General features: G+C 60.6%; 21 protein-coding genes. 2 read left to right on the top strand and 19 right to left on the bottom strand.

Features of this window, described 5'->3' with window-relative positions:
* Positions 1 to 23 precede the first annotated feature (23 nt).
* On the top strand, positions 24 to 518 hold the full coding sequence (locus H7B90_RS15355) for a spore coat protein (protein ID WP_246578561.1): 495 nt from the start codon (positions 24 to 26) through the stop codon (positions 516 to 518).
* A 69-nt stretch (positions 519 to 587) separates the two neighbouring features.
* Here the strand turns inward: H7B90_RS15355 and H7B90_RS15350 are convergent, their stop codons facing one another.
* The 14 genes from H7B90_RS15350 to H7B90_RS15285 all read right to left on the bottom strand — a co-directional run bounded on the left by H7B90_RS15350 (position 588) and on the right by H7B90_RS15285 (position 17,569).
* Positions 588 to 1,853, bottom strand: a complete 1,266-nt coding sequence (locus H7B90_RS15350) for a copper amine oxidase N-terminal domain-containing protein (RefSeq protein ID WP_185136768.1) — start codon at positions 1,851 to 1,853, stop codon at positions 588 to 590.
* A gap of 139 nt (positions 1,854 to 1,992) precedes the next feature.
* Entirely contained in the window at positions 1,993 to 2,565 is a 573-nt protein-coding gene (locus H7B90_RS15345; protein WP_185136767.1) for a TetR/AcrR family transcriptional regulator, read from the bottom strand.
* A gap of 163 nt (positions 2,566 to 2,728) precedes the next feature.
* Positions 2,729 to 3,490: an SDR family oxidoreductase gene (locus tag H7B90_RS15340; protein WP_185136766.1), complete on the bottom strand. Its 762-nt coding sequence runs from the start codon at positions 3,488 to 3,490 to the stop codon at positions 2,729 to 2,731.
* Positions 3,491 to 3,642: 152 nt separating this feature from the next.
* Complete coding sequence (locus H7B90_RS15335) at positions 3,643 to 4,158, bottom strand: SRPBCC domain-containing protein (RefSeq protein WP_185136765.1); 516 nt, start codon at positions 4,156 to 4,158, stop codon at positions 3,643 to 3,645.
* Position 4,159: 1 nt separating this feature from the next.
* On the bottom strand, positions 4,160 to 4,543 hold the full coding sequence (locus H7B90_RS15330; RefSeq protein ID WP_246578571.1) for an ArsR/SmtB family transcription factor: 384 nt from the start codon (positions 4,541 to 4,543) through the stop codon (positions 4,160 to 4,162).
* 161 nt (positions 4,544 to 4,704) lie between these two features.
* The gene (locus tag H7B90_RS15325) at positions 4,705 to 6,318 is read right to left on the bottom strand and encodes a response regulator (RefSeq protein ID WP_246578560.1); all 1,614 of its coding nucleotides are present in this window, start codon (positions 6,316 to 6,318) and stop codon (positions 4,705 to 4,707) included.
* Positions 6,315 to 8,108, bottom strand: coding sequence for a cache domain-containing sensor histidine kinase (locus tag H7B90_RS15320; protein WP_185136764.1), 1,794 nt, complete (start codon positions 8,106 to 8,108; stop codon positions 6,315 to 6,317). The genes H7B90_RS15325 and H7B90_RS15320 overlap by 4 nt, the downstream gene beginning before the upstream one ends.
* A gap of 84 nt (positions 8,109 to 8,192) precedes the next feature.
* Entirely contained in the window at positions 8,193 to 9,917 is a 1,725-nt protein-coding gene (locus tag H7B90_RS15315; RefSeq protein WP_185136763.1) for a type 2 periplasmic-binding domain-containing protein, read from the bottom strand.
* A 98-nt stretch (positions 9,918 to 10,015) separates the two neighbouring features.
* On the bottom strand, positions 10,016 to 10,909 hold the full coding sequence (locus H7B90_RS15310; RefSeq protein ID WP_185136762.1) for a carbohydrate ABC transporter permease: 894 nt from the start codon (positions 10,907 to 10,909) through the stop codon (positions 10,016 to 10,018).
* Between the two features lie 4 nt (positions 10,910 to 10,913).
* On the bottom strand, positions 10,914 to 11,807 hold the full coding sequence (locus H7B90_RS15305) for an ABC transporter permease (protein ID WP_185136761.1): 894 nt from the start codon (positions 11,805 to 11,807) through the stop codon (positions 10,914 to 10,916).
* A gap of 747 nt (positions 11,808 to 12,554) precedes the next feature.
* Positions 12,555 to 12,698, bottom strand: coding sequence for a DOMON domain-containing protein (locus tag H7B90_RS15300; RefSeq protein ID WP_185136760.1), 144 nt, complete (start codon positions 12,696 to 12,698; stop codon positions 12,555 to 12,557).
* 178 nt (positions 12,699 to 12,876) lie between these two features.
* A complete protein-coding gene (locus H7B90_RS15295; RefSeq protein WP_185136814.1) occupies positions 12,877 to 14,541 on the bottom strand; it encodes a glycerol-3-phosphate dehydrogenase/oxidase in 1,665 nt (554 codons plus the stop codon).
* Between the two features lie 177 nt (positions 14,542 to 14,718).
* The gene (locus H7B90_RS15290; RefSeq protein WP_260411060.1) at positions 14,719 to 16,035 is read right to left on the bottom strand and encodes a (Fe-S)-binding protein; all 1,317 of its coding nucleotides are present in this window, start codon (positions 16,033 to 16,035) and stop codon (positions 14,719 to 14,721) included.
* A 118-nt stretch (positions 16,036 to 16,153) separates the two neighbouring features.
* Positions 16,154 to 17,569: an FAD-binding oxidoreductase gene (locus H7B90_RS15285; RefSeq protein WP_185136812.1), complete on the bottom strand. Its 1,416-nt coding sequence runs from the start codon at positions 17,567 to 17,569 to the stop codon at positions 16,154 to 16,156.
* Between the two features lie 129 nt (positions 17,570 to 17,698).
* Between H7B90_RS15285 and H7B90_RS15280 the strand changes: the two genes are divergently transcribed.
* Positions 17,699 to 18,403: a FadR/GntR family transcriptional regulator gene (locus tag H7B90_RS15280; RefSeq protein ID WP_185136759.1), complete on the top strand. Its 705-nt coding sequence runs from the start codon at positions 17,699 to 17,701 to the stop codon at positions 18,401 to 18,403.
* 92 nt (positions 18,404 to 18,495) lie between these two features.
* On the opposite strand, the gene H7B90_RS15275 is transcribed toward H7B90_RS15280, so the two are convergent.
* From H7B90_RS15275 to H7B90_RS15255, 5 genes are all read right to left on the bottom strand, one after another.
* On the bottom strand, positions 18,496 to 19,203 hold the full coding sequence (locus H7B90_RS15275) for an HAD family hydrolase (RefSeq protein ID WP_185136758.1): 708 nt from the start codon (positions 19,201 to 19,203) through the stop codon (positions 18,496 to 18,498).
* The gene (locus tag H7B90_RS15270; RefSeq protein ID WP_260411056.1) at positions 19,196 to 19,900 is read right to left on the bottom strand and encodes a 1-acyl-sn-glycerol-3-phosphate acyltransferase; all 705 of its coding nucleotides are present in this window, start codon (positions 19,898 to 19,900) and stop codon (positions 19,196 to 19,198) included. The genes H7B90_RS15275 and H7B90_RS15270 overlap by 8 nt, the downstream gene beginning before the upstream one ends.
* An 8-nt stretch (positions 19,901 to 19,908) precedes the next feature.
* Entirely contained in the window at positions 19,909 to 20,277 is a 369-nt protein-coding gene (locus tag H7B90_RS15265; protein ID WP_185136756.1) for a hypothetical protein, read from the bottom strand.
* Between the two features lie 126 nt (positions 20,278 to 20,403).
* Positions 20,404 to 21,576: an MFS transporter gene (locus H7B90_RS15260; protein WP_185136755.1), complete on the bottom strand. Its 1,173-nt coding sequence runs from the start codon at positions 21,574 to 21,576 to the stop codon at positions 20,404 to 20,406.
* Between the two features lie 183 nt (positions 21,577 to 21,759).
* Positions 21,760 to 22,062, bottom strand: a complete 303-nt coding sequence (locus H7B90_RS15255) for an ArsR/SmtB family transcription factor (RefSeq protein ID WP_185136754.1) — start codon at positions 22,060 to 22,062, stop codon at positions 21,760 to 21,762.
* Between the last annotated feature and the right edge of the window lie 31 nt (positions 22,063 to 22,093).

Raw genomic sequence — 22,093 nt, 5'->3', positions numbered from 1 at the left:
ATCCGATCGAGGAGGGAATCGAATTGTCCGCTGAATCGAAGAAGGCCTCGCATCTCGCGTGGCACGAGACGTTGGAATTGCACGAGACGGTCATTTTCCAATCGAACAGTCTGATGGGGTTCAAGATGCATTACCCGCAAGTCCAAGATCCCGAATTGAAGAAGCTGTACGCCGAAGCCATTCAATCGCTGGAACGCAATCTGAAGGAGCTTCTGCCGTACTATAAGTCCGCCCCGGCCGTCGATATGAGGAACAACGCCCCCAAGGACCTGACGGCGTATTATGCCGGACATCTGCTGATCTTCTCCAAGACGGCCGTTCGCAACTACGCGATCGCCATTACCGAGACGGCGACGCCGTCCCTGTGCGAGACGTTCAAGAAGCAGCTCAATCAAGCGATTCAGCTGCATTCCAAGGTGTTCGAGTTCATGCTGAACAAGGGGATCTATCCGGCCTACGACCTCAACCGGCTGCTGGCCAACGACCAGAAGGCGGCCGCGGAAGCGCTGAATATGTAGCCTTCCGCCTATCCAACGCAAACTCCCGTCATGAGCCATGACGGGAGTTTGTCTTGCCCTAGATTGGGTCTAGGATGCGGAAGCGGAAGATGTTATCGTGATTGTCAGAAGTTGGTCGTCCCACTTCACGCCGGCTCCGAGCGCTTCGCTGACGAAGCGCAGGGGCACCATCGTGCTGCCGTTCACCGTTCGCGGAGCCGCCTCCAGCTTCCGCGCGACCGTTCCGACCTTCGCGTTCGCGTTGCCGAGCTGCAGCCAGATCGCCGTCTTGCCCTTCTTCGCCGTAATCGTCCGGTCGGACGCGCGCCAGACGACGCTCGCTCCGAGCTTCTCGAAGATCGCGCGCATCGGCACCAGCGTCGTCCCGTCGACGACCGTCGGCGGCTGTTCGAAGATCATATAATCCCCGTTCACGACGACCGTCATCCAATCGTCCAGCACAAGGGGCGGGAACGAGATGCCGGTGCCGGTCAGCTTCTCGCGAGCCGAGGACGCAGCCGCGATCGCCGCTTCCCGCTGCGACAGAATCGAATTCCTCGCGTTCAGCCAGGCGTCCCGAATGTCCTTCAGCGACTGGTTCTTCCGATTCTGCACCGCCCGCTTCGTCTCTTCGATCCGCTTGTCCATGCCGGCTTCCGCCTTGGCCAGCGCCTGCGCCATCAACTTCTCCGCTTCCTTCAAGGTCAGCTCGCCGTCCTCGTAGCGATCCATCACGCTGCCCGAGGAGCGAACGGACGATTCGTCCGCGAATTCGTCCATGACGCTGCCCGCCGAATCGGGATCGACTTCGTCTGCGTATTCGTCCATGGCGCTTCCGGCCGAATCCGGGTCCAGCTCGTCGGCGTACTCGTCCGTCGCGCCCCCCGCCGAATCGGGATCCAGGCTGTCCTCGAACCGGTCCATCGGCCCGCCGGCATTGTCCGGGTCCATCGCGTCTTCGTACAGATTCATCGGATCCCCGGCGCGGTCCTTATCCGTCGCCCTCTCGTATTCGCGGAAGGCGTCCGAGTTCTCGTCATAGCTTCGCTTCAGGCTCGCGATATCGCTCTGGAACGTCGCCGTCATGGCGTTCAGGTCGTCGCGGGCTTGCTTCAGCATCTTGTCGTAGACCGCCGTCATCTGCCTGTGGTAGGTGTCATATAGACCTTTCTCCGTTCGATAGTAGCGGTTGTACGCTTGCTGATGCTTGGCCTCGAACTCCGTATATTGCTTCGTCATGCGGCCGATAAAGCCGCTGTCCGCCGCCGAAGCGTACGAAGCGGCCGTTCCCCAACCGATAACCAAGGCGAGAGTTCCGATCAGCAGCTTGCCGGTCCTGTTCGTGGCGCGAACCATCTTACTCCTCCCTATCAACCTAGCTGTAGATTCCATTATGTGGTATATGCACGTGACATGAACCACTAATTGGTTATGCTACAGCAAATGTTATATGGAAAGAATAGGAATGTGGTTGGAAAATTTTATGACGTTCCGCCTAAGAAGACGCTTCTGGAGGAGGCTGAAAAATCGACGCAAGAAACTCATTCATCGATTCGGGACTGCGGCCGAAGCCTTCCTCGCTCCACTGGATGAGCATGCCCATGATGGCATTCGCCTGATATGCGATCATGAGACCTAAGTCCCTATCGCCATGAGGATAGTCCTTGGTGCTCTCCCGGATCAGGCTCTTGATCTTGTCGAATAAGGAGTAATAATACGACAAGGACGATTGTCGGTCGAATACGATCTCATAGAACTGCCGGTACTTCTTCACGTGGTGGAAGATCCGGATCGTCGTGGGGTCGAGATGCTGCGGCTCCAGGCGGGATACGTGCCGATACGGTTCGTAGTAAGACTCCTCCAAGTCCTGAAGCAGCGAACGAAGATGCTCGTCGAACAAGGCGCCGACGTCCTTATAGTGCAAGTAGAAAGTGCCCCGGTTGATTCCGGCCTCGCGGCACAGCTCGGAGACGGAGATCGATTCGAGCGGTTTGTTCTTGAGCAACGCGAGGAGCGCGCCGTGCAGCGATCTCTTCGTCTGAATAACCCTCTGGTCGTTCTCATTCATCGGTCGGTTCATTCCCTTAATGAACGATTCCTCGCGGAATTGTTCAATAAATTCGAATACGGACAGTATTATAGTACAGTTCATGGCGAAAAGTATAGAAAAAAGACTGCAAGCACACGATCTGCTTGCAGCCTGGGAGGGTTCGGTCCTCGATCGATTCGGATTAGAACGCCGCGGTCCAGCCCGCGTCCGCCGCGACAATCGCGCCGTTCACGAAGCTCGATTCGTCGGACGCGAGGAACAGGGCCACCTGCGCGATCTCATCAGGTTGGCCGATGCGCGGGATGACGGCTTGAGTCAGAGCCGTCCGGGAAGCGCCGAATTCGTTGAAGTTCGTCACCGAAGACGTAATGTTCGTCGCCGTGCCGCCGGGAGCGATGGCATTGCAGCGAATCCCCTTCTGGGCGTACATGAACGCCGTGTTCTTGGTGAGGCCGACGACGGCATGCTTCGAAGCGACGTAAGCCGCGCCCGCGTGAGCGCCGCTGAAGCCGCCCGTCGAGGCGGTGTTGACGATGACGCCCTTGCCCTTCTCGAGGAAGATCGGCAGCGCCTTGCGGATCGCGCGCATGACGGCTTTCGTGTTGACGTCGAAGATCAGGTCCCAGCGAGCGTCCTCGACGTCGCCGACCGCGGCCATGTTATCCATAATGCCGGCATTGTTGACCAGAATATCGAGAGTTCCGAACTCGCTTACGGCCGTATCGATCATTGCGTTGATGTCGCCAAGCTCGGCTACGTTCGTCTTGATAGCGACAGCCTGTCCGCCGCTCGCCCGAATGCCCTCCGCGACCGCCTTCGCGCCTTCCTCGTTCAAGTCGGAGACGACGACCTTGGCCCCTTCCTTCGCGTAGAGCTCCGCGATCGCCTTCCCCATCCCCGATGCCGCGCCGGTTACGACCGCCACTTTGCCATTCAACCGCATGACAATTCCCTCCGAATCGATTAGATATTGTACAGTTGTTCATTAAAAGTATAAGGAAAATAACGAGAGCTTGTCAATGGACGAGCCCCGAATATCGATGAGCACGCACAAAAGCCGCCGGCCCTTGGCCGGCGGCTTGTCTGTTCGTTCCCTTATTGGACTGCGTTGAGGCGCTCTTCCAGGCGATCCCAAGTCTCGGTGATCCCTTGCAGCATGCCCATGTCCATAACGGTCTTGAGCGCTTCCGCGGTGGCGTATTCGCCCCGGTTCACCAGCTTCGTCTTGCCGCCCAGGTCGATGAACTCCAGCGTGACCAGGGTGGACGGCATCTCTTCGTTGGAGTTGCCTTCGGCGTCCGAGAAGTAGTCGACGTAGACGATCTTCTCCGGCTCGACGATCTCCTGGTAGACGCCCTTGCCCCAAGATTCCATGCCGTAGAAGTCGCCCTGATTCCGATCGGCGCACTTCATGCAGTAGTGCCAGACGCCGCCCGGACGGAAGTCCACGGTGCACACCGGAATCTCCCAGCCTCTCGGCCCCCACCAGTGCTTCAGATGCTCCGGCTCCTTGAACATCTTGAACACGAGCTCGCGCGGCGCGTCGAACACGCGCTCCAGCACCAACACCTTCTCGTTCTCCACTCTCGACTCCATCGCTTGATTCGCCATTTCAACTTCCTCCTCGATTATCTCGATTATTAAGATTATTGTCTGAATTCGAATTGCTCTGCAGTTCCCGCAAGTACGCGTCCAACTGATCGAATCGGTCCTGCATGACGCTTCGGATCGACTTCGCCCAGGATTCCATCGCCCGGAAGGGTTCCGGCCGAAGCCGATAGATCCGGCGATTGGCGTCCACTTTGGCCTCCACGAACCCGTTGTCGCTAAGTACCTTCAAATGCTTCGAGGTCTGGGGCTGGCGCAGCCCCAGCCGGTCCGCGATCTCCCCCACGGTTAAGGGGCCTTCCCGCAGCAGTTCCACGATCAGCAGCCGATTCGGCTCGGAGAGGGCGCTTAGCGTCGCCAAGTCCATGCCGTGCCCGTACCCCTGCATGCCGCTCACCTCGTTATCGATCGATCTCTCGTCTCCGCTCATCCCCCTCGCCGCCTTGTCGTTCTTCCTTGGTTTTAATATATCTAACAAGGAATATTCCCGTCAAGGAATATTTTTGACAAAAGAAGATCACCGCCTCTTCGCAGCGGTGACCGGCTTCCTTATTCCCCGTAATGGTAGTCCCGGAATTCCTGCGGCGTCACCCCCGTCGCCTTCTTGAACAGGAACGAGAAGTAAGCCGTCGTCTGGAATCCGACCTGCTCCGCCACTTCATACACCTTGACGTTCGGATCTTGCAGCAGCCGCTTCGCCTTGCCGAGCCGCGCTTCCTGAACGAATTCCGAGATCGTCTTCCCCGTCTCCTTCTTGAACAGAACGCTCAGGTAGCTCGGATTCAATTGGAAGCGTTCGGCGAGCTGCTTGACCGTCACCGGTTCCCGCAGCCGCTCTTCCAGGAAGCTCGCGACTTGATGAATAAGGTGGTGCCTCTGTTGGTCTTGCTCCTTATCTTCCAGTTGGCGGTAACGGGACAAGGCTTCGAGCGTCGTCTCCCGGACTTCCCGAAGATTCGCGCAGTCGAGGAGCCGCTGCCAGCTCCGGACGTTGAACTCGCCGCCCTTGTCCGCGGTACGCGGAATGCGGCGCGCCAGCTCGCTGATGAGTCCCATGGCGAATGCCTGAACGTACGAGAAGGAGAGTTCGGGACGCGTCTCAAGCGAATCGAACGCTAGATGTACGCGGGCCTTCGCCCGGTCGGCGTCCCCTTCCTCGAACAAGCGGACGATCTCCGGAATCTCCTCTTCTTTCAGGGCGAACTCCCGGTAATCGGACGCTTCGGCCCGGTCGAAGTAATGGATGTGCCCGGCGCCGGCCATCCTCCCGCGGGTCATCATGTGCTTGACTTCCTTATACAGAGTCGGCACCTCGCCGGGACCTCCGCATTCCCGGCTCACCCCGACCGTCACGGACTCCCCCGACGATTCCCGAACGACCTCTTGGACGAACGGGAACTGCTTCTCGATCCGGGCCCGTTCGCTCGGCGGAGCGTTCAGATGCAGAACGGCCGCTTCGTCGGCCCCCGTTCTTCCGACATACGCATGCTCGAAGCCCGACAGCCCGGTCTTGACCGCCCGCAGCAGCGCGTCGCTCAGCCAGATGCGCCGCGCGGCGTCGTGGCGGGCCGAATCTTGCAGCCTGTCGTAGGCGAACACGTAAAGACGGATTCGCCAGTCGCCTCCCGGAAGCTCCAGCAAGCGGCGCCACGAATCGATCATCTCCCCGCTCTGGGCGCGCCCCTCGATCAGGTCGTTCGCGAAGCGGTCCTGCAGCATGTCCAGGCTCTCGGTCATTTTCTCCTTCAGCGATTCCATCTCCCGCTCGATCCGGTCCTTCTGCTCGATCGACGAGCGGAAGGAGGCGAGCTTCTGTTCCAGCTCCTCCGTCTTGACCGGCTTCAGCACGTAAGCCTTCGCTCCGAGATGAATGGCTTCCTGCACGAATTCGAACTCGTCGAAGCCGCTGACGATGACGGTCTGAAGAGACTGGAGATGCGGATAGTCCGACCTGCACTTGGCCAGCAGCTCGATTCCCGTCATCCCGGGCATCGACACGTCCGTAATAAGGACGTCCACCGGCGTCGTCTCCAGCAGCGCCAGCGCTTCCTCCCCGGACTCGGCCGTCAGCGGACTCTCGTAGCCCAGCTTCTCCCAAGCGATGTGGCGGAGAAGCCCTTGAATTTGCATCGGTTCGTCGTCGACGATCAAAGCTCGGATCATGCTCTCTCTCCTCGAATGAGCTCGGGGCGTTCCCGACAGATCGGAATCCGGATCGTGACGCGCGTTCCTTCGTTCTCGGCGCTGTCGATGTCGAAGCGCGCTTCCGAACCGAAGTAGAGGCGCAGCCGGTCCCGAATGCCGTTCATGCCGAAGCCGTTGCCCGAGCCGGTATATCGTCCTTCGCGAATGCTGTCCAGCGCTTCCCGCGGGATGCCCTTCCCGTTATCCTCCACGCGGAGATAAACGGAGTCTTCCGTCAGGGAGATCGAGATCCGGATATACGCATTCTTCGTTTTCGTAATTTGTCCGTGAAGGTAACAATTCTCGACGATCGGCTGGAGCACCATCTTGATCGTGTACAGATCGAGCGTCTCCGGGTCGACCCGCCATTCCACCGCGACCCGGTCCGGATAACGGTGCTGCTGGATCTCCGCGTACGCCTTCAGATGCTCGAGCTCGTCGCGGATTCTCGTCACGTTGTCCTTGTTGTTCAAGGCGAGCCGGTAGAACGTCGTCATCGCGTCGATGATGCGAATCTGCGTCTCGTCCCCCAGATCCATCGCGCGCCAACGGATCAGGCTGAGCGAATTGTAGATGAAGTGCGGATTGATCTGGGCCTGCAGCGCCTTGAACGACTGCTCGCGCTCCTTCAGGCTCGCTTGCGTGTTCTCCTCCACCAGCTTGCCGAGGCGGCCGGACATCCGGTTGAACAGCACTTCGAGCTCGCCGAGCTCGTCGCGGTCCCGGTTGCGCACCGTCACGTCGAACACCCCTTCCGAGATGTCGGTCATCCGCGTCCCCAGCTTGCGAATGCGCCAGACGACGTTCTTGAGGACCGTCATGATCAGGAAGGCGGACAGCAGCAGGAAGAAAGCGATTCCGATTCCGACCGCGACGAAGATCCGCTTCGACTGCTCCTCCATGCGGTCCAGATGAACGAGCGCCGCGACCGTCCAGCCGGAGCCGAGCTTGCTTGCGATCAGCAGCTTGCCGTCCACCGGGGAAGCATCGGCGTTCCCCAGGTTCCAGTAGTGCCGAAGGGAAGAGTCGGACAGCCGCAGCCCGATCTCTCCGGAATCCGAGGAAGCGATGATGCGTTCGTTCGCGTCGACGATGTACAGGGCCCCCTCCCCTTCGAACGGATGCTCGAACGGCTCCGCGAATACGGCGTTATAGTCCAGTAGCATATAGACGACGCCGTAGACGTCGCCGTAATTGCTCATGATTTTCCGGGTCACGACCAGCTTCCGCTTGTCGCTCTCGGCGTTCGACCAGCTCAGCATGTCCGCCGAGCCTGCCGTCCGATCGTACCACGCCTTCTCGCCGATTCCCGACAGCATCCGGTTCTCGGGCTTCCACAGCAGCCCGCCGTCCTGAACCAGGGTGGCGTTCGTGTGATAGATCCGGAAATCCTCGATCCCCGGCAAATACTTCGAAGTGCCGAGGAACGACCGGTCCACGTATTGAACCGTCTCCAACTGTTCGTACATGTCCGCGTAATCGCGCGACAGCCGGGATACCAATTCCCCGTCGGTGGCCGTCCGGATGGCGAGCAGGTCGTAGCTCTGCTTCCTGAATTCGATGCTCTGCGCGCTCTGGCGAACCGCTTCCTTGATCGTCAGCATATAGTTCGCCCGCACTTGATGCAGCGCCAGATACCCGGCTCCGACGGCCAGCAGCGCGGTCGGAATGAACACGATCAAGCCGTAGAAAAGGACGATTTTGCCCCTCAGGTTCATGAATCGGGTCATGCGGATAATCGATTTTTCCAACAGCTGTCTTAGGCTCATTCGTTCCTCCCGTTCCGTACGGCCGCGAAGCATCGGGAAAGGCAAAGGGAGCAACCCCTCCCGAGGGGCTGCTCCTGTCTCCCGTTAGAACTCGCCGTGCGCCTGAATGTCCGCTTGATAGGACTCTTGCCACTCCTGCTTCAGCTCGGACCAGTGAGCGCGCTTCTCCAGCGCGTCCCGGAACGACTTCCAGGCGGATTCGAATTCCGACTCGTTCTTCGCCATCAGCAGCTTCGCCCGATACTCCTTGCGGATGTTCTCGAGCTCCGGCGCATACTTCTCCCACAGTCCGCCTTGCTTCGTCGGCACCAGATCGTAGGAGTGGGCGGTTCTCACGCCTCCCATCTTCCCGATCGTCTCCGTCAGTTGCGTCGTCTTGGCCGCGCCTGCCTTGTCCACGTCCGCGACGTTCCACCAAGGATACCATTCCTTGCTGTACGAGGACGCCATGTACAGCTCGGGCGTGACCTTGGACTTCTGCGCCGCGTCTCCGGAGTTGCGGTCCTTCTTATAATTCTCGTCGATGAACCGCCATTTGCCTAGAGGCTGATCGGCCCAATCCCAGTACAAGCCGGCGGGTCCTTCGTTGACGACCTGCTGCTGCTCCGGCTTCGGCTGCAGCGTATAGTCGAAGAACTTCAGAATCGCTTCCAGATTTTTCGTGTTCTTGCTGACGTAGACGTCGAAGCCCGGATTCGGATTGATGACGGTATTCGAGCCGATCTGCTCCACGCCGGCCACCTTCGGGAACGGGATGACATCGTAATACCAGCCCGGTTCGGTCGGTCCGTCCAGCGTCTCCCAGACGGAGGTGGGGATGTTCCAGAAGCTGCCCACGTTCATCGCGACGCGGCCGGCCTTGTTCTTCTCTTGGTACTGCTCCTTCTTGTTCGTGACGACCTCCGGGTCGATCAGCTTCTCGCGATACAGCTTGTTCAGCCATTGATAGGCGGCTTTGTAATTCGGATCGTCGAAGGCGAAGACGAACCCGCCGTCCTTCTTCTCGATCGCCGCCCCGCCGGTCGTCACCCCGAATGCGCTCAGAACCGCGTTCTCGTCGTTCCAGCTGATCGTATCGTTCGGGTCCATCAAGAGCGACATCGGAATGACGGACTTGCCGGATTCGTCCTTCACTTCGCCGGCTTTCTTCAGGAACGTCTCGATCCCTTCCAGCGTCGTCAAGTCTTCCTTCTTCATGCCGGTCTTCTCGAGGACGTCCGTCCGCACGAACCAGCCGTTCGAAGCCCAGCCCGGCCACGGATCGTCCGGATTCTGATCGAACCAGGTCGGGATGGACCAGATATGGCCGTCCTTGTCCTTCATTCGCTCCAGATACGTCTTCGGGATGGAAGCCAGCCCCGGGTATTTGTCCGGCATATCGAAGTAGGACTCCAGCGGCTGAAGCAGATTCGAGCGGTTCATCGCGCTCTTCACCGTCTCGCTCCGGTTGAAGATCGCGGCGTCCTTGAAGCCTCCCGTGTTCAGCTTCAGGTTGAGAGCGGTGGCCGCATCCCCTTGGGTCGCTTCGAGCTTCACGTCGATGCCCGGCTCCTTCTCGCGCCAATACTTCTGCACCAGGCTGTCGTTGTTGATCGTCGCCGACCATCCGAGCCACAGCTCGAACGCCTTCGAGCCGCCCTCCGACGCTCCGGCGGACGGACTTCCGGCCGCGGACTCCCCGCCGGCCGTACCGGCGGCGCCGCCGCCCGGATCGGCCCCGTCGTTCGACTTCGAACATCCGGCCAGCACGGCCAGCATGACGGCCAGCGACAAGGCGGCCCATCGCTTGCCTTTTCTTGTTGCGTTCATCGCTCTACTCCCCTGTCTTTGTCGATTTTGCGTTTGGTATATGGATAATGCCTTATACCCGAAGGTTGAATGGATGGGACCGGCCGGGTTCCTTACTGTTACCCCTTGACCGATCCGACGAGCACGCCCTTGACGAAGTACTTCTGCAGGAACGGGTACACGCACAGAATCGGCAGCGCGCTCGCCATGACGACGGCCATCTTGATCGACATGAGCGTGATGTTCTGCATCTGCGAACGGGCGAGCGCTTCTTGGTTCGTGTTGGAGCCGAGCACGGCGGAGATATCCGAAGCCGACAGCAGCTGCTGAAGGAACGTCTGCACCGGGATGAGCGACTGGTCGGACACGAAGAAGGCGCCGGCGAACCAGTCGTTCCAATGCCCGACGGCCGTGAACAGCCCGAGGGCGGCCAGCATCGGCTTCGACAGCGGGACGACGATCTGCCACAGCACGCGCGGCGGGCTCGCGCCGTCCAGCTCCGCCGATTCGATCAACGCCTCCGGAATGCCCTGGATGAATTTCAGCATGACGAACATGTTCCAGACCGAGAACATGCCCGGCAGAATATACACCCAGAACGTGTTCAGCAGTCCCAGGTTGTTCAGTTGGATGTAGAACGGGACGAGCCCGCCGCTGAACAGCATCGTGATCAGGATGTAGCCGAGAATCGTCCGCCGCATCGGCAAGCCCTTGTACGACAAGCCGAAGGCGACGAGCAGCGTGACGGACAGTCCGGCGACCGTGCCGACGATCGTTCGGGCGATCGTGACGAGATAGGCGTGCCGGATCACTTCGTTGCCTAAGACGATCTCGTAATTGATGAGCGTGAACGTCCGCGGGATCAGGTAGACGCCGCCTTTGGCCGCGTCCGCTCCCTCGTTGAGCGAGATGGCCAGCATATAGACGAACGGATACAGAACGGTCAAGCAGAGCAGCGAGAGCAGAACGACAAGGACGACTTGGAACAGTTTCTCTCCGGCTTTCTGTCTCATGAGGTCACCATAATCCTTCGCCGTTTATTTTTCGGGAGAGCTGGTTGGTCGTCAAGACCAGCGCCAGGCTGATGACGGAGGACAGCAGGCCGACGGCGGTCGCCATTCCGAAGTACCCCTGCTGGAGGCCGCTCCGGAGAACGTACGTGTCGAGCACGTCCGCGACGGCCATGTTCGCCGAGTTCATCAGCGGATAGATCTGGTCCATGCCGACCGCGATCAGGCTCGGGATGCTGAGGATCAGAACGATCGAGATCGTCGGCACGATGCCAGGAAGCGTAATGTGCCGGATTCGGGCGAACCGGCCCGCCCCTTCGACCTTCGCCGCTTCGTACAGCTGAGGGTCGATGGTCGTGAAGGCCGCCAGGTAGAGAATCGTATTCCATCCCGTCTCCTTCCACAGGCCGCTGCCGACGACGATCGGCCGGAACCATTCCGTGGAGCCGAGGAAGAAGATCGGCTCTCCGCCCGCCTTGGCGATCCAGTCGTTCACGAGGCCGCCGTCGATCGTCAGGACCGATTGCAGAATGTAGGCGACCACGATCCAGGAGAAAAAGTGGGGCAAATAGCTCACCGATTGAACGAAGCGCTTGAACGCCGAATGCGCGACTTCGTTGATCATCAAGGCGAGCAGGATCGGCGCCGGGAAGCCGAAGACGAATTTCAGCACCGAGATATACAGCGTATTCTTCACGACCGTCCAGAACTGCGGCTCGTCCAGGAACGCGAAGTTGTCCATTCCGACCCACGGACTGCTCCAGATGGAAGAGCCGATCTGGAAGTCCCGGAACGCCACTTGGATGCCCGCCATCGGAATGTAGCTGAATAGGAGCAGAAGCAGGACACCCGGGAAAATCATCAGATACTGCCAACGATGCTTGTAAAGTTTCGCGAACATGCTGTGCCTCCCCCTCTTGTTCCTCTATCGTAACGGGGATCGGCGCCGGCGAACATACAACGGCGATTGGATTTCTATCGATATCGTTAGGTGAGGCCCAAAAAAACTTCGGATAACCCATTCGCTAACGGAGCTTGTCCTGGAATATTTGGATTCGGGCTAATTTCTGCCTCGTAAAGACACCTCAAGAAGGCGTCTTTGTGGGTCTTTGTGCGTCTTTGTTGAATGGTGTACGAAAAATCGTACAAATCCTGCTCCAAGTTGACGCCTGGCTTGGATGTTGTATGAAAAATCGTACAAATTCTGCTCCAAGCAGGCGCCTGGCTTGGATGTTGTACGAAAAATCGTACAAATCCTGCTCCAAGTTGACGCCTGGCTTGGATGTTGTACGAAAAATCGTACAAATCCTGCTCCGTGTAGGCGCCTGGCTTGAATGTTGTACGAAAAATCGTACAAATTCTGCTCCAAGCAGGCGTCTGGCTTGGATGTTGTATGAAAAATCATACAAAATTCAACTGCCTTGTTATTTCCGGCGATGCTCTAATCGAAAAATCGGCACAAGGGAATCCGCCTGCCTGCGGTGAAGCCCGCTAAATCGGATTTTGGGCGCTGAATAGCGACGTCGGACTTTGTTAGCGTCAAAAAGCAAAAAGAAGCGGGGATCGCCCGCTTCTCTCCTTACAAGTTTTGCTCGGTTCGGCTCGACTCGATACGGCGCGTCGTCTTGGCCTGCCGCATCCGCAAGCTTCACGGCAGCAAGAAAACGTCGCCGAACGCATGGACGTCCTTCGACGTTCCGATGCCTCCGTTGTATTCCGCCCAGCCCTCGCGGCCGCGGCCGTCGTTGTCGTTGACGAGCAGCGAGAACTTCAGCTTCAAGCCCTGACGCACGAGGTCGGGATCTCCGGTTAATTCCTCCCAAGGAACCGCGAGTTCGTAGACGGTTTAGTCTCTTCGCGCCTCCAGTACCAGAAGTCGACCCCATCCGGATTCGGATCGGGTCCCCCTCATATTACCTTGGAGGCGCGGCGCTCGATAAGGCACCGTTCATCGAGGATGAGGAGCATTCCTACGGGATCTTGCGGCCGGAAGCCGCTTCGAGCTCCGCGTCCAGCCGAGCCGCATACTCCTGGATCCGCTCTTCGCCATAGCCCATGTATTCCGCCATAAACCCGAGCGCTCCCTCTTTGAATCTCCGAACCCAAGCGATATCGAAAAACAAGGCCCCCGTCCGCCGAATGAGGAAATCGGCGGGGTGGACCGCCATCTCCTCCTCGATGGCGTACAGCAGCATCGCGCCGACGTCCGCGGGCAGCCCGTGCTTCTTGCCGAGCCGCGCCGACGGCTCCAGGCGGCCGTAGACCGCTTCGACGTTCGATCCGTACCGCTTCGCGAGCCGAATCGCCGTCTCCGGCTCGAGTCCGAGCCGTACGCCCTTCTCCGCCTTCCGGAACGCGTACGTAGAGAACCGCGCGGAGCCGCCTACGTCGCCTCCGGAGATGGACAGCGTTCTCGTCGCGCATGGAGCGAACGGACCGGCGCCTTCCTTCCGCAGCTCCCGATCGAGCAAGTCAACGACGGTCTCGGCCATCTTCCGGTAGCCGGTCAGCTTGCCTCCGGCTATCGTGATCATCCCGGACGGGGAGACGAAGATCTCGTCGCGCCTCGACACTTCCGAGGGGGCCTTGCCTTCCTCGTAGACGAGCGGTCTGAGGCCCGCCCAGCCGGATTCGACGTCCTCCCCGGCCAGCTTCAGCTCCGGGAACATGCCGTTGCAAGCCGCCAGCATGTAATCCCGGTCCTCCGCCTCGATGCGCGGATGCGCCGGATCCCCCGCGTAATCGGTGTCGGTCGTGCCGACGTACGTCTTGCCGTCGCGGGGAATCGCGAACACCATCCTGCCGTCGGGCGTGTCGAAGTAGATCGCCTGCCGAAGCGGGAAGCGCGCGCCGTCGAAGACGAGGTGCACTCCCTTCGTCAGGCGCAGCGTCTTCCCGTGCCGGGAGCGGTCCAGCTCCCGAAGCCCGTCGACCCAAGGGCCCGTCGCGTTGACGATTCGGCGGGCCCGAATCCGGTACGCGCCTCCGCCGATCCGGTCTCTGGCGACGGCGCCGATCAGCTTGCCGTTCTCGTACAGAAGCTCCTCCGCCATAGCGTAGTTGACGGCATTCGCTCCGGCTTCCGCGGCTCGCTTCGCCACTTCGATCGTGAGGCGCGCGTCGTCGGTCCGGTACTCCACGTAGTAGCCGCCGCCCTTCAGCCCTTGCTTCCTGAGCAGCGGCTCCTTCCGAAGCGCGGCTTCCCGGCTCAGCATTCGGCGCCGTTCTTCCCGCTTGACCCCGGCCAGGAAGTCGTAGAGCCGGAGTCCGATCGACGTAGTGAATGCACCGAACGTGCCTCCCTCGTAGAAAGGGAGCAGCATCCATTCCGGAGTCGTCACGTGGGGGCCGTTCTCGTAGACTACCGCGCGCTCCTTGCCGACCTCCGCGACCATCTTCACCTCGAGCTGCTTCAAGTATCGCAGACCGCCATGAACGAGCTTCGTCGACCGGCTGGACGTTCCCGCCGCGAAGTCCTGCATCTCGATCAGAGCCGTCTTCATCCCCCGCGTCCGCGCGTCCAGCGCGATTCCCGCTCCGGTAATGCCTCCTCCGACGATCAGAACGTCGTAATTTTCCGTCTCCATCTCCTCAAGCCTGCGGCGGCGATCCGTTCCGGAGAAGCCTCTCGACATGTCGGCCACCCTTCTTCCCTTCGAATCGATAAAAAGAACCGCGATCGTCCCGCTGCGCCTATAACGTTGCGGTAGAAAATCGCGGTTCTTCTTCAACAGCATCCATGGGTCGAACTCGTGAAGATTATAGCACGTCGAACGGTTACGCAAAATAGAGAACGCGCAGCCCGAGAAGATTCAGGATCGGGCGGACGGCGACGGGCGCAATCGCTTGTATAAATAATCGACTATGTGAACGGACTCGGTCGTCTCCGGCGACGTTCCGTGCTTCGCGACGCCGGCCTTCATCTGCAGCAGGCATCCGGGGTTGCTCGTCAGGATCGTCCTCGCATCGGTGCGGTTGGCGTGCTCCATTTTCTTCTCCAATATGGAGCCGGCCATCTCGGGCTGCGTCAGGTTGTAGATGCCGGCCGATCCGCAGCAGCGGTCCGCTTCCTTCATCTCGACGAACGACGCGCCCGCCGCCTGGCGGATCAATTGGCGGGGAGCGTCCGACGACCTCATGACGTTGCGCAGATGGCAGGAGTCCTGATACGTCACGATCGGCAGCGGCTCCTCCGCATCGGCAGGCTCGAACTTGAGCGGGTTGCCGTGGCGCAGCAGCAGCTCGGAGACGTCGATCACCCGCTTCGAGAACCGGGCTGCCGGCTCGGCCCACTCTTCGTCATCCTGGAGCAAATGATCGTATTCCAGTAGGATCGCCCCGCAGCCGCCCGCGTTCGTGACGACGAAGTCGACGTCCTCCCCGAGGAACGCGCGGACGTTGGAGCGGGCGAGCTCCCGTGCCTGGTCCGTCTCGCCGCTATGGGCATGAAGCGCGCCGCAGCAGTTCTGGGTCTGCGGAATGACGACCTCGAAGCCGGCCTCCGTCAGCAGGAGAACCGTATTCACGTTCGTCTGCGCGAACAGGGCGTCCATGATGCAGCCTCGGAACAGCGCGACCTTCCCCCGCCTCTCGCCGCGAGCCGGATGCCTCTCCCCGATGAGCTCCCGAACCCCCTTGGAGGACGCCTCGGGCAGAATCCGTTCCATGTCCCTCAGATGGGCCGGGAACAGCTTCATGATTCCGGCGGAACGAACGGCGCGGTTCAACCCCGTCTTCTGGTAGACCTTCAGCAGCGCGCCGAGTCTCTTCATCCGGTTCTGATGCGGGAAGAGGCCTTTGAACGCGACCGAACGCAAGCCGCGGACCCACCGGCGATGCGTCGTCGCGTGTTCCTCGATGGCGTCGCGCGTCTGTTCGATGAGCTGCCCGTACTTGACGTCCGCCGGACAGGCCGGCTCGCAGGCGCGGCAGCCGAGGCAGTGATTCATCTGCTCCTGGAACGAGAGGTCCGGCTCCATGACGCCGTCGACGACCGCCTTCATGAGGGCGATGCGGCCGCGCGGCGATTCCGGCTCGAGTCCCGTCTCCCGGAACGTCGGGCAGGCGGGCAGGCAGAAGCCGCAGCGCATGCAATTCGTCAGCTGGTCGTAATCCAGCTTGGCCAGCATCGTCCGGGCCAACGGGTTGGAATGATCGACGTCGGGCTTGCCGCCGTTCGGAAGCCCTTCGTTCGTCGAAGCGCTGTCGGCCGTCTTAGCCACACTCGTCAAAGCGCCTTCCATCGTCTTAGCCACGCTCGATCACCACCCTTCTCCGCGTCTCCTTGGCGAACAGCTTCCCGGGGTTGAGCAGGTTGTGCGGGTCGAACGCCGCCTTGATCCCCTTCATGACGTCGATGCCCGCCCGGCCCACCTTCCATTCCAGGAACGGAGCCTTGACCATGCCGACGCCGTGCTCGCCGGTGATCGTCCCTCCGAGCTCGATGGCCGCTTCGAAGATCTCCTCGAACGCCAGCTCGACCCGGTGCACCTCCTCCTTGTCCCTCGCGTCCGTCGTCGCCGTCGGGTGCAGGTTGCCGTCTCCCGCGTGGCCGAACGTCGCGATGGTGACCCCGTGCTTGCGCGCGATCTCGTTGATGCGCAGCACCATGTCGGCGATGCGCGAACGCGGGACGGTCGCGTCTTCGAGAATCGTCGTCGGGCGCAGGCGGGCCAGCGCCGTGAACGCGCTGCGGCGGGCCGTCAGCAGCTTGTCGGCGTGCTCCCTCGTCTCGGCGACTTCGACCCGGTCCGCCTTCTCCAGCTCGCAGATGCTCCGGATCCGCTCGATATCCCGTTCGACCGTCTCGGGAGAGCCGTCCTGCTCGATGAGGAGGATCGCTTCCATATCCCGGGGCAGCCCGAGCTTCGCGAAGTCGTCCACGACGCGGATCGTCGGGTTGTCCATGAATTCGAGCGTCGCCGGGATGATCTTCGCTTCGATGATCCGGGAGACGGTCCGCGCCGCGGCGTAGATGTCCTTGAACATCGCCAGCATCGTCTTCTTGGCGGCCGGAGGAGGAATGAGCTTCAGCGTCGCTTCCGTAATAATCGCGAGAGTCCCTTCCGAGCCGACGAGCAGCTTCGTCAAGTCGTAGCCGGCCACGTCCTTCATCAGCTTGCCTCCGGTCCGGATGACGTCCCCGCCGGGCAGAACCGCCTCCAGGCCGATCACGTAATCCTTGGTCGTTCCGTACTTGAGCCCCCGAAGGCCGCCGGAGCATTCCGCGATGTTGCCTCCGATCGTGGAGATCCGCATGCTGCTCGGATCCGGCGGATAGAACAGGCCCATAGCCTCGACGTGCGTAATGAACTCCGCCGTGATCAAGCCCGGCTGCACGGTCGCCGTCAAGTTCTCGGCATCGACCTCCAAGATCCGGTTCATCCGGTGCATGACCATGACGACGCCTCCCTGCAAGGGGACCGTGCCGCCGCTCAAGTTGGAGCCGGAGCCCCGGGAGACGACCGGAACCCGGTACTCGGACAGCGCTCTCATGATCTCGGACACTTGCGCCGTGTTCTCGGGATAGATCACGCCGTCGGGCAAGCTCTGGAGCATCGGCGTTCCGTCGTACGAATGGGCGACCCGCGCTTCCTGGTCGTCCCGGAAGTGGCGTTCGCCGACGATCCGGCGAAGCCGCTCGGTTAGAGATTGGTCCAAAATGGGAAGCCCCTCCTCATCATCTCATCATGTCATCAGATGACTTTGGAACCCATTATATGCTATACTAGGGTTCGTGTACAGCTCCCAAAAATCGTATCCTTACCTCGTATTCATGGAGGATTGGCCCAGATGAAGATCGGAACGGCGAAGAGCCACGAACTGGTGGCGGAACATCTGCTCGAGCGGATCCGAAGCGGAGAATGGCGGCCCGGCGACCGGCTCCCTTCCGTCGTCGAGCTCGCGGAAGCGTACGGGGTCGGCCGCTCCACGATCCGCGAAGCGGTGAGCGCGCTGAAGGCGACGGGCTGGCTGGACGTCCGCCATGGGGGCGGCACGTTCATCCGCAAGGAGCTGCCGAACGAATCGAAGAGCGCGGCCGACCGGCTGTTCCGGAACGCGGGCTCCTTGATCGAATTGCTGCAGGTCCGGAGAGCGCTCGAGATCGGCTCCGCTTCGCTTGCCGCGCAGCATCGATCGGACGAACACCTGCGCCGATTGCGGCAGCTTCTGGAGTCGATGGAGACGAGCCTCGCCCATGGCGACACGACCGGCGGCGAGATGGCGGACGTCGCCTTCCACCGGGCCATCGTGGAGGCTTCGGGCAACCCTCTTTTCCTCCAATTGATCGATTCCTTGTACGACCGGTTCGAAGCGACGATCAAGCAGACGCGGGAGCTCTGGTTCTATCGCGAGAACGCGACCGCGGGCCGCCTCTTGCAGGAGCATCGAAGCATCTTCGATGCCATCGAGAAGCGAGACGGCCGCCAGGCGTCCGAGCTCGTCGGCGTTCACTTGGACAAGGTAATCGACGTGCTCCGGACCGCCTTGCCTTAACGACGAAGACACCCCGTCCGATCCGCGTCTTGCGGACTAGGCAGGGTGTCTCGTCGTCTCGTTCGTTCGCCTTACGCTCGCATGTCCGCCCGTCAGGCTTCGAGCAGAACGCCGGGCAGCTCCTCCAGGGAACGAATGTTCCGGACGTGCGTGTAATCGCCATGCTCGTTCCAGATTCCGCACGGGTCCAGCAGAACCGGGTGCAGTCCGGCGCGGCTCGCCCCCTCCGCGTCGTATGGCGGCATGTCGCCGACGTACACCGCTTCTTCGGGCGTAACGCCGAGCGCTTCGCAAGCCAGATGGAAGATTCGCGGCTCCGGCTTCGCCAGCCCGACGACGTCCGAATCGAACGCCGCGTCGAACAGGGGCGCCAGCTTCGTCCGCTCCAGCACTTCGGTCAGGTTGCCGTAGTAGTTGCTGACGATCGCGAGCTTGTACCCATTCTCCCGCAAGTCCCGCAACAGTTCGAACGCGTGCGGCATCACCTCGTTCGCAGGCTTGGGAAGCTTCATGCGCATCAACGTCTCGACGTACCGCTCCCTCTCCTCCTCGATTCCCGCCGCCGTCAGCCCCGTGCGGAAGACGTGCTCCCTCCAGCCGAGATCCTTCCAATCGAGAGGATTCACCCGATTCATTCCGTCGCGCCAGCCGGCCGCCGCCGCGGCATGCAACAACCGCCGATCCTCGGGCAGCGGGACGTTGGCCTCTTGGCATATCCGGCGGAACAGCTCCGTCTTGGAGCCCATATGCGACACCAAGGTGTCCCCCAGATCGAAAATAACGGCTCTCCACTTAGACATTCGCAGCTTCCTCTCTCGCTAGAAGTCGCTCTCCTCTTGCTCCGAGCAGCAGCTCCGCCCACCGGGCCATCCATCTGCCCTTGGGCGTGTCCGGCCAAGCCGCCGCGCCCCGTCCCGCCAGCAGGTCTCGCGTATCCGAACCGAATCGGGTATCGTCGGCAGCCTTCAACGCTTGATACAGGACGGCGGACTCCTTGACGCAGCCGGCCGCTTCCGTCCAGTCCCGCACGGCCCGTTCGAATTCGAAGTCGACGGGGCTCATGCGCTCGTCGTCCGGGTCCGGACCCGTACCGTTAATGGCGTTAAGTACCACCTGCTTGCGTTCCTTCATGGACAGTCCGGCCAGAGCTTCCGGCGGAATCGCTTGTCCGAGGTGAATATCCTGGGCGACCAGCCGATACGGATAGATCGGCTTCTCCTCCACGTCGTTCTCCGGCAGCCCTCCCGAGAACCGGACCGGCACGATGGCCACGCCGGCTTCGATCGCCAGGCGGATGACGCCGTCGCTGATCTTGGTCACGCGATGCCTGCTCGAGAACGCCCGCGTTCCCTCCACATGGACCATGCAGCTGGCTCCTTCCCGCAGGAAGCCCTTCATCTCTTCGAGCAGCCGGAAGAGGGAACGAGGTTCGGCGTCGTTAAAGAAGAACAATCGATAAGGGAACAAGGCATCGGGTCGAAAATCGGGATATCGCATCGCGTCCGTCAGAAGCCGGCCGATCCAATGCTCCTCGCGATCCAGATCTTGATCATCGTGCCGATCCGGTTGTTCGTCAGCGCCGTCATCACCGTCGTGAAGAACAGCGACTCCAACAGATTCTGATGGTTCGCCAAGTACAGAACCCCGCCCTGGCCGGTCGCCCGGTAGAAGGAGTCCGGGTCTTCGATGCGGACGCTTCGGACGAACCGCTTGGCCAGCGCGGCGTACAGATCGCCGATGAACCAAGGCTCTCCCGCGAGCTCTCTCCAATGGTTCTCGACCCGCTCCCACCCGGCGCCTGCCGAGCTCGGATCCCCGAGCGCGACCTCCGCGTTCGCCCTCGGCGTCGATCTTCCTGTCTCTTGCGTATGCACTGTCGGCTTCTCCCCCGCATTCCATAGTGCCGGTCGATTGCGGTCGAACCGGCCTGCAAGAGGAGTCTATTAAACGGTTCTCTCAAATTACTCCCAAAAAACCCGATTAAGCGTCTGATCAGACTCTCACATAGCTTTGTTCGATACGCTGCGCATCCTTCCATAACGGAAAAGCAACAGGGCCGCTGCGATCGCGACGGCTACGCCCCCCGCTCCCAGCCAAGTGATCGATTCCAGCGAGATTCGATCGACGGCCGCTCCGCCGATCGCGGCTCCCGCCGCCATGGACAGCTGCATCATCGATTGGTTGAGCCCGAGCATGACGCCGGAAGCCTCCGGTTCGATCGTCGTCAGGTGATATTGCTGGGTCGGCCCGGTAGACCATGCCGAGATCGACCACAGAACCAGCGCCAAGATGACGCCGACGACGGAATTCGTCATCAGGGTCAGCGCGAGCAGCATGACGGCATGGAGAACCATGCCGCCCAGCAGAGTCGGACGGACGCCCCATCGATCCGTGACGAAGCCCCCTGTTTTCGAACCGACGAGGCTGGCTAGACCGAATGCGAGAAGCACGCCGCTGACATGGGCATCCTGGATTCCCGACACGCTCACCAGGTAGGGCGACAAGTACGTGTAGGCGATCGAATAGCCTCCGAGCCAGAAGAACGTAATCGATAAGCCCAGAGCGACCTTCGGCTTGCGCAGCAAGGCGAGCTGCTTGGCCAGAGGAATGGGAGCATCCCCTTCCAGCTTCGGAACGGAGCGTTGGATGACGGCCATCGCGACCAACCCGAGAGCCGCGATGCCGATGAAGACGGACTTCCAGCCGAACGCGTCGGCCATGATTCGTCCCAGCGGAACGCCGACGATGAGCGAAGCCGTGAAGCCCATGACCACGGTCGCGATGGCTCCCGCCCTTCTCCCTTCGGGGGCGATCTTGGCGGCGATGTTCAAGGCGGTAACGACGACGGTGCCGGCCCCGAGAGCCATGAAGACCCGGGCAACGACGAAGAGTCCGTATCCGGGCAGGACGAAGGCCATAAGATTGGAGAGGACGAACACGCCGAGCGCGCCGACCATGAGCCGGCGTCTGTCGACGCGCGCGGTCAAGGCCATCAGAACCGGGGTGCAGATGCCGTAGACGAGCGAGAAGATCGTGATCAGCTGTCCCGCCGTCGCCAACGTGACGCCGAACGATTCGGACAAGCGGTCGAGAATGCCGGACACGATATATTCCGACGTGCCCACCAGGAAGGTAACGATTGCGAGGACGTACACTTTCCAACTTGCGAACATGAATTTCACTCCTGTTTGGATAATCTTATATAAAGACATTTCACAATATGACGATATGTTGGGGCGCAATTCGACATCGGAAACGCACCGCGCCTCGATTTTATATTTACATATTGAGAATTGTCGATATATTGAGTCGAAAAGCAACCTGAATTCCGGGTGACCGAGAACTCAGTTGCCCCCTTACAGCTCCAGCTTGATGAAGTCCGCGAGCTTGCGGATCGCTTCTTCGTCGCGCCGGTAATACGTAAACTTGCCGATCCTCTTCGTCGTGATCAGCCCCGCCCGCTGAAGCAACGATAAATATTGCGACGCCGTGGACTGCGTCATGTTCAGCTTGTCGGTCACCTGGCTCACGCACACCCCGACTTCCGTCATATCAATCCCTTCATGGGGCTTAAAATGAAGAGTCGGCTCCTTCAGCCATTGCAGAATCTGGACTCGCGACTCGTTGGACAGCGCTTTGAACACTTCGATGGGTTCCATGGTTCCGATTATATATCGACGATTCTCGATA

Source organism: Cohnella xylanilytica (assembly GCF_014212175.1).
Taxonomy (GTDB): domain Bacteria; phylum Bacillota; class Bacilli; order Paenibacillales; family Paenibacillaceae; genus Cohnella; species Cohnella xylanilytica.
The sequence above is the reverse complement of the archived record's forward strand: the minus strand, read 5'-3'. Positions and strand labels throughout refer to the sequence as shown.

What these genes read in the sequence shown, in the direction of transcription:
- H7B90_RS15350 (WP_185136768.1), bottom strand. Translation starts at nt 1,853, where the DNA reads ATGGTTCGCGCCACGAACAGGACCGGCAAGCTGCTGATCGGAACTCTC.
- H7B90_RS15345 (WP_185136767.1), bottom strand. Translation starts at nt 2,565, where the DNA reads ATGAATGAGAACGACCAGAGGGTTATTCAGACGAAGAGATCGCTGCAC.
- H7B90_RS15340 (WP_185136766.1), bottom strand. Translation starts at nt 3,490, where the DNA reads ATGCGGTTGAATGGCAAAGTGGCGGTCGTAACCGGCGCGGCATCGGGG.
- H7B90_RS15335 (WP_185136765.1), bottom strand. Translation starts at nt 4,158, where the DNA reads ATGGCGAATCAAGCGATGGAGTCGAGAGTGGAGAACGAGAAGGTGTTG.
- H7B90_RS15330 (WP_246578571.1), bottom strand. Translation starts at nt 4,543, where the DNA reads ATGCAGGGGTACGGGCACGGCATGGACTTGGCGACGCTAAGCGCCCTC.
- H7B90_RS15325 (WP_246578560.1), bottom strand. Translation starts at nt 6,318, where the DNA reads ATGATCCGAGCTTTGATCGTCGACGACGAACCGATGCAAATTCAAGGG.
- H7B90_RS15320 (WP_185136764.1), bottom strand. Translation starts at nt 8,108, where the DNA reads ATGAGCCTAAGACAGCTGTTGGAAAAATCGATTATCCGCATGACCCGA.
- H7B90_RS15315 (WP_185136763.1), bottom strand. Translation starts at nt 9,917, where the DNA reads ATGAACGCAACAAGAAAAGGCAAGCGATGGGCCGCCTTGTCGCTGGCC.
- H7B90_RS15310 (WP_185136762.1), bottom strand. Translation starts at nt 10,909, where the DNA reads ATGAGACAGAAAGCCGGAGAGAAACTGTTCCAAGTCGTCCTTGTCGTT.
- H7B90_RS15305 (WP_185136761.1), bottom strand. Translation starts at nt 11,807, where the DNA reads ATGTTCGCGAAACTTTACAAGCATCGTTGGCAGTATCTGATGATTTTC.
- H7B90_RS15295 (WP_185136814.1), bottom strand. Translation starts at nt 14,541, where the DNA reads ATGTCGAGAGGCTTCTCCGGAACGGATCGCCGCCGCAGGCTTGAGGAG.
- H7B90_RS15290 (WP_260411060.1), bottom strand. Translation starts at nt 16,035, where the DNA reads ATGCTGGCCAAGCTGGATTACGACCAGCTGACGAATTGCATGCGCTGC.
- H7B90_RS15280 (WP_185136759.1), top strand. Translation starts at nt 17,699, where the DNA reads ATGAAGATCGGAACGGCGAAGAGCCACGAACTGGTGGCGGAACATCTG.
- H7B90_RS15275 (WP_185136758.1), bottom strand. Translation starts at nt 19,203, where the DNA reads ATGTCTAAGTGGAGAGCCGTTATTTTCGATCTGGGGGACACCTTGGTG.
- H7B90_RS15270 (WP_260411056.1), bottom strand. Translation starts at nt 19,900, where the DNA reads ATGCGATATCCCGATTTTCGACCCGATGCCTTGTTCCCTTATCGATTG.
- H7B90_RS15260 (WP_185136755.1), bottom strand. Translation starts at nt 21,576, where the DNA reads ATGTTCGCAAGTTGGAAAGTGTACGTCCTCGCAATCGTTACCTTCCTG.
- H7B90_RS15255 (WP_185136754.1), bottom strand. Translation starts at nt 22,062, where the DNA reads ATGGAACCCATCGAAGTGTTCAAAGCGCTGTCCAACGAGTCGCGAGTC.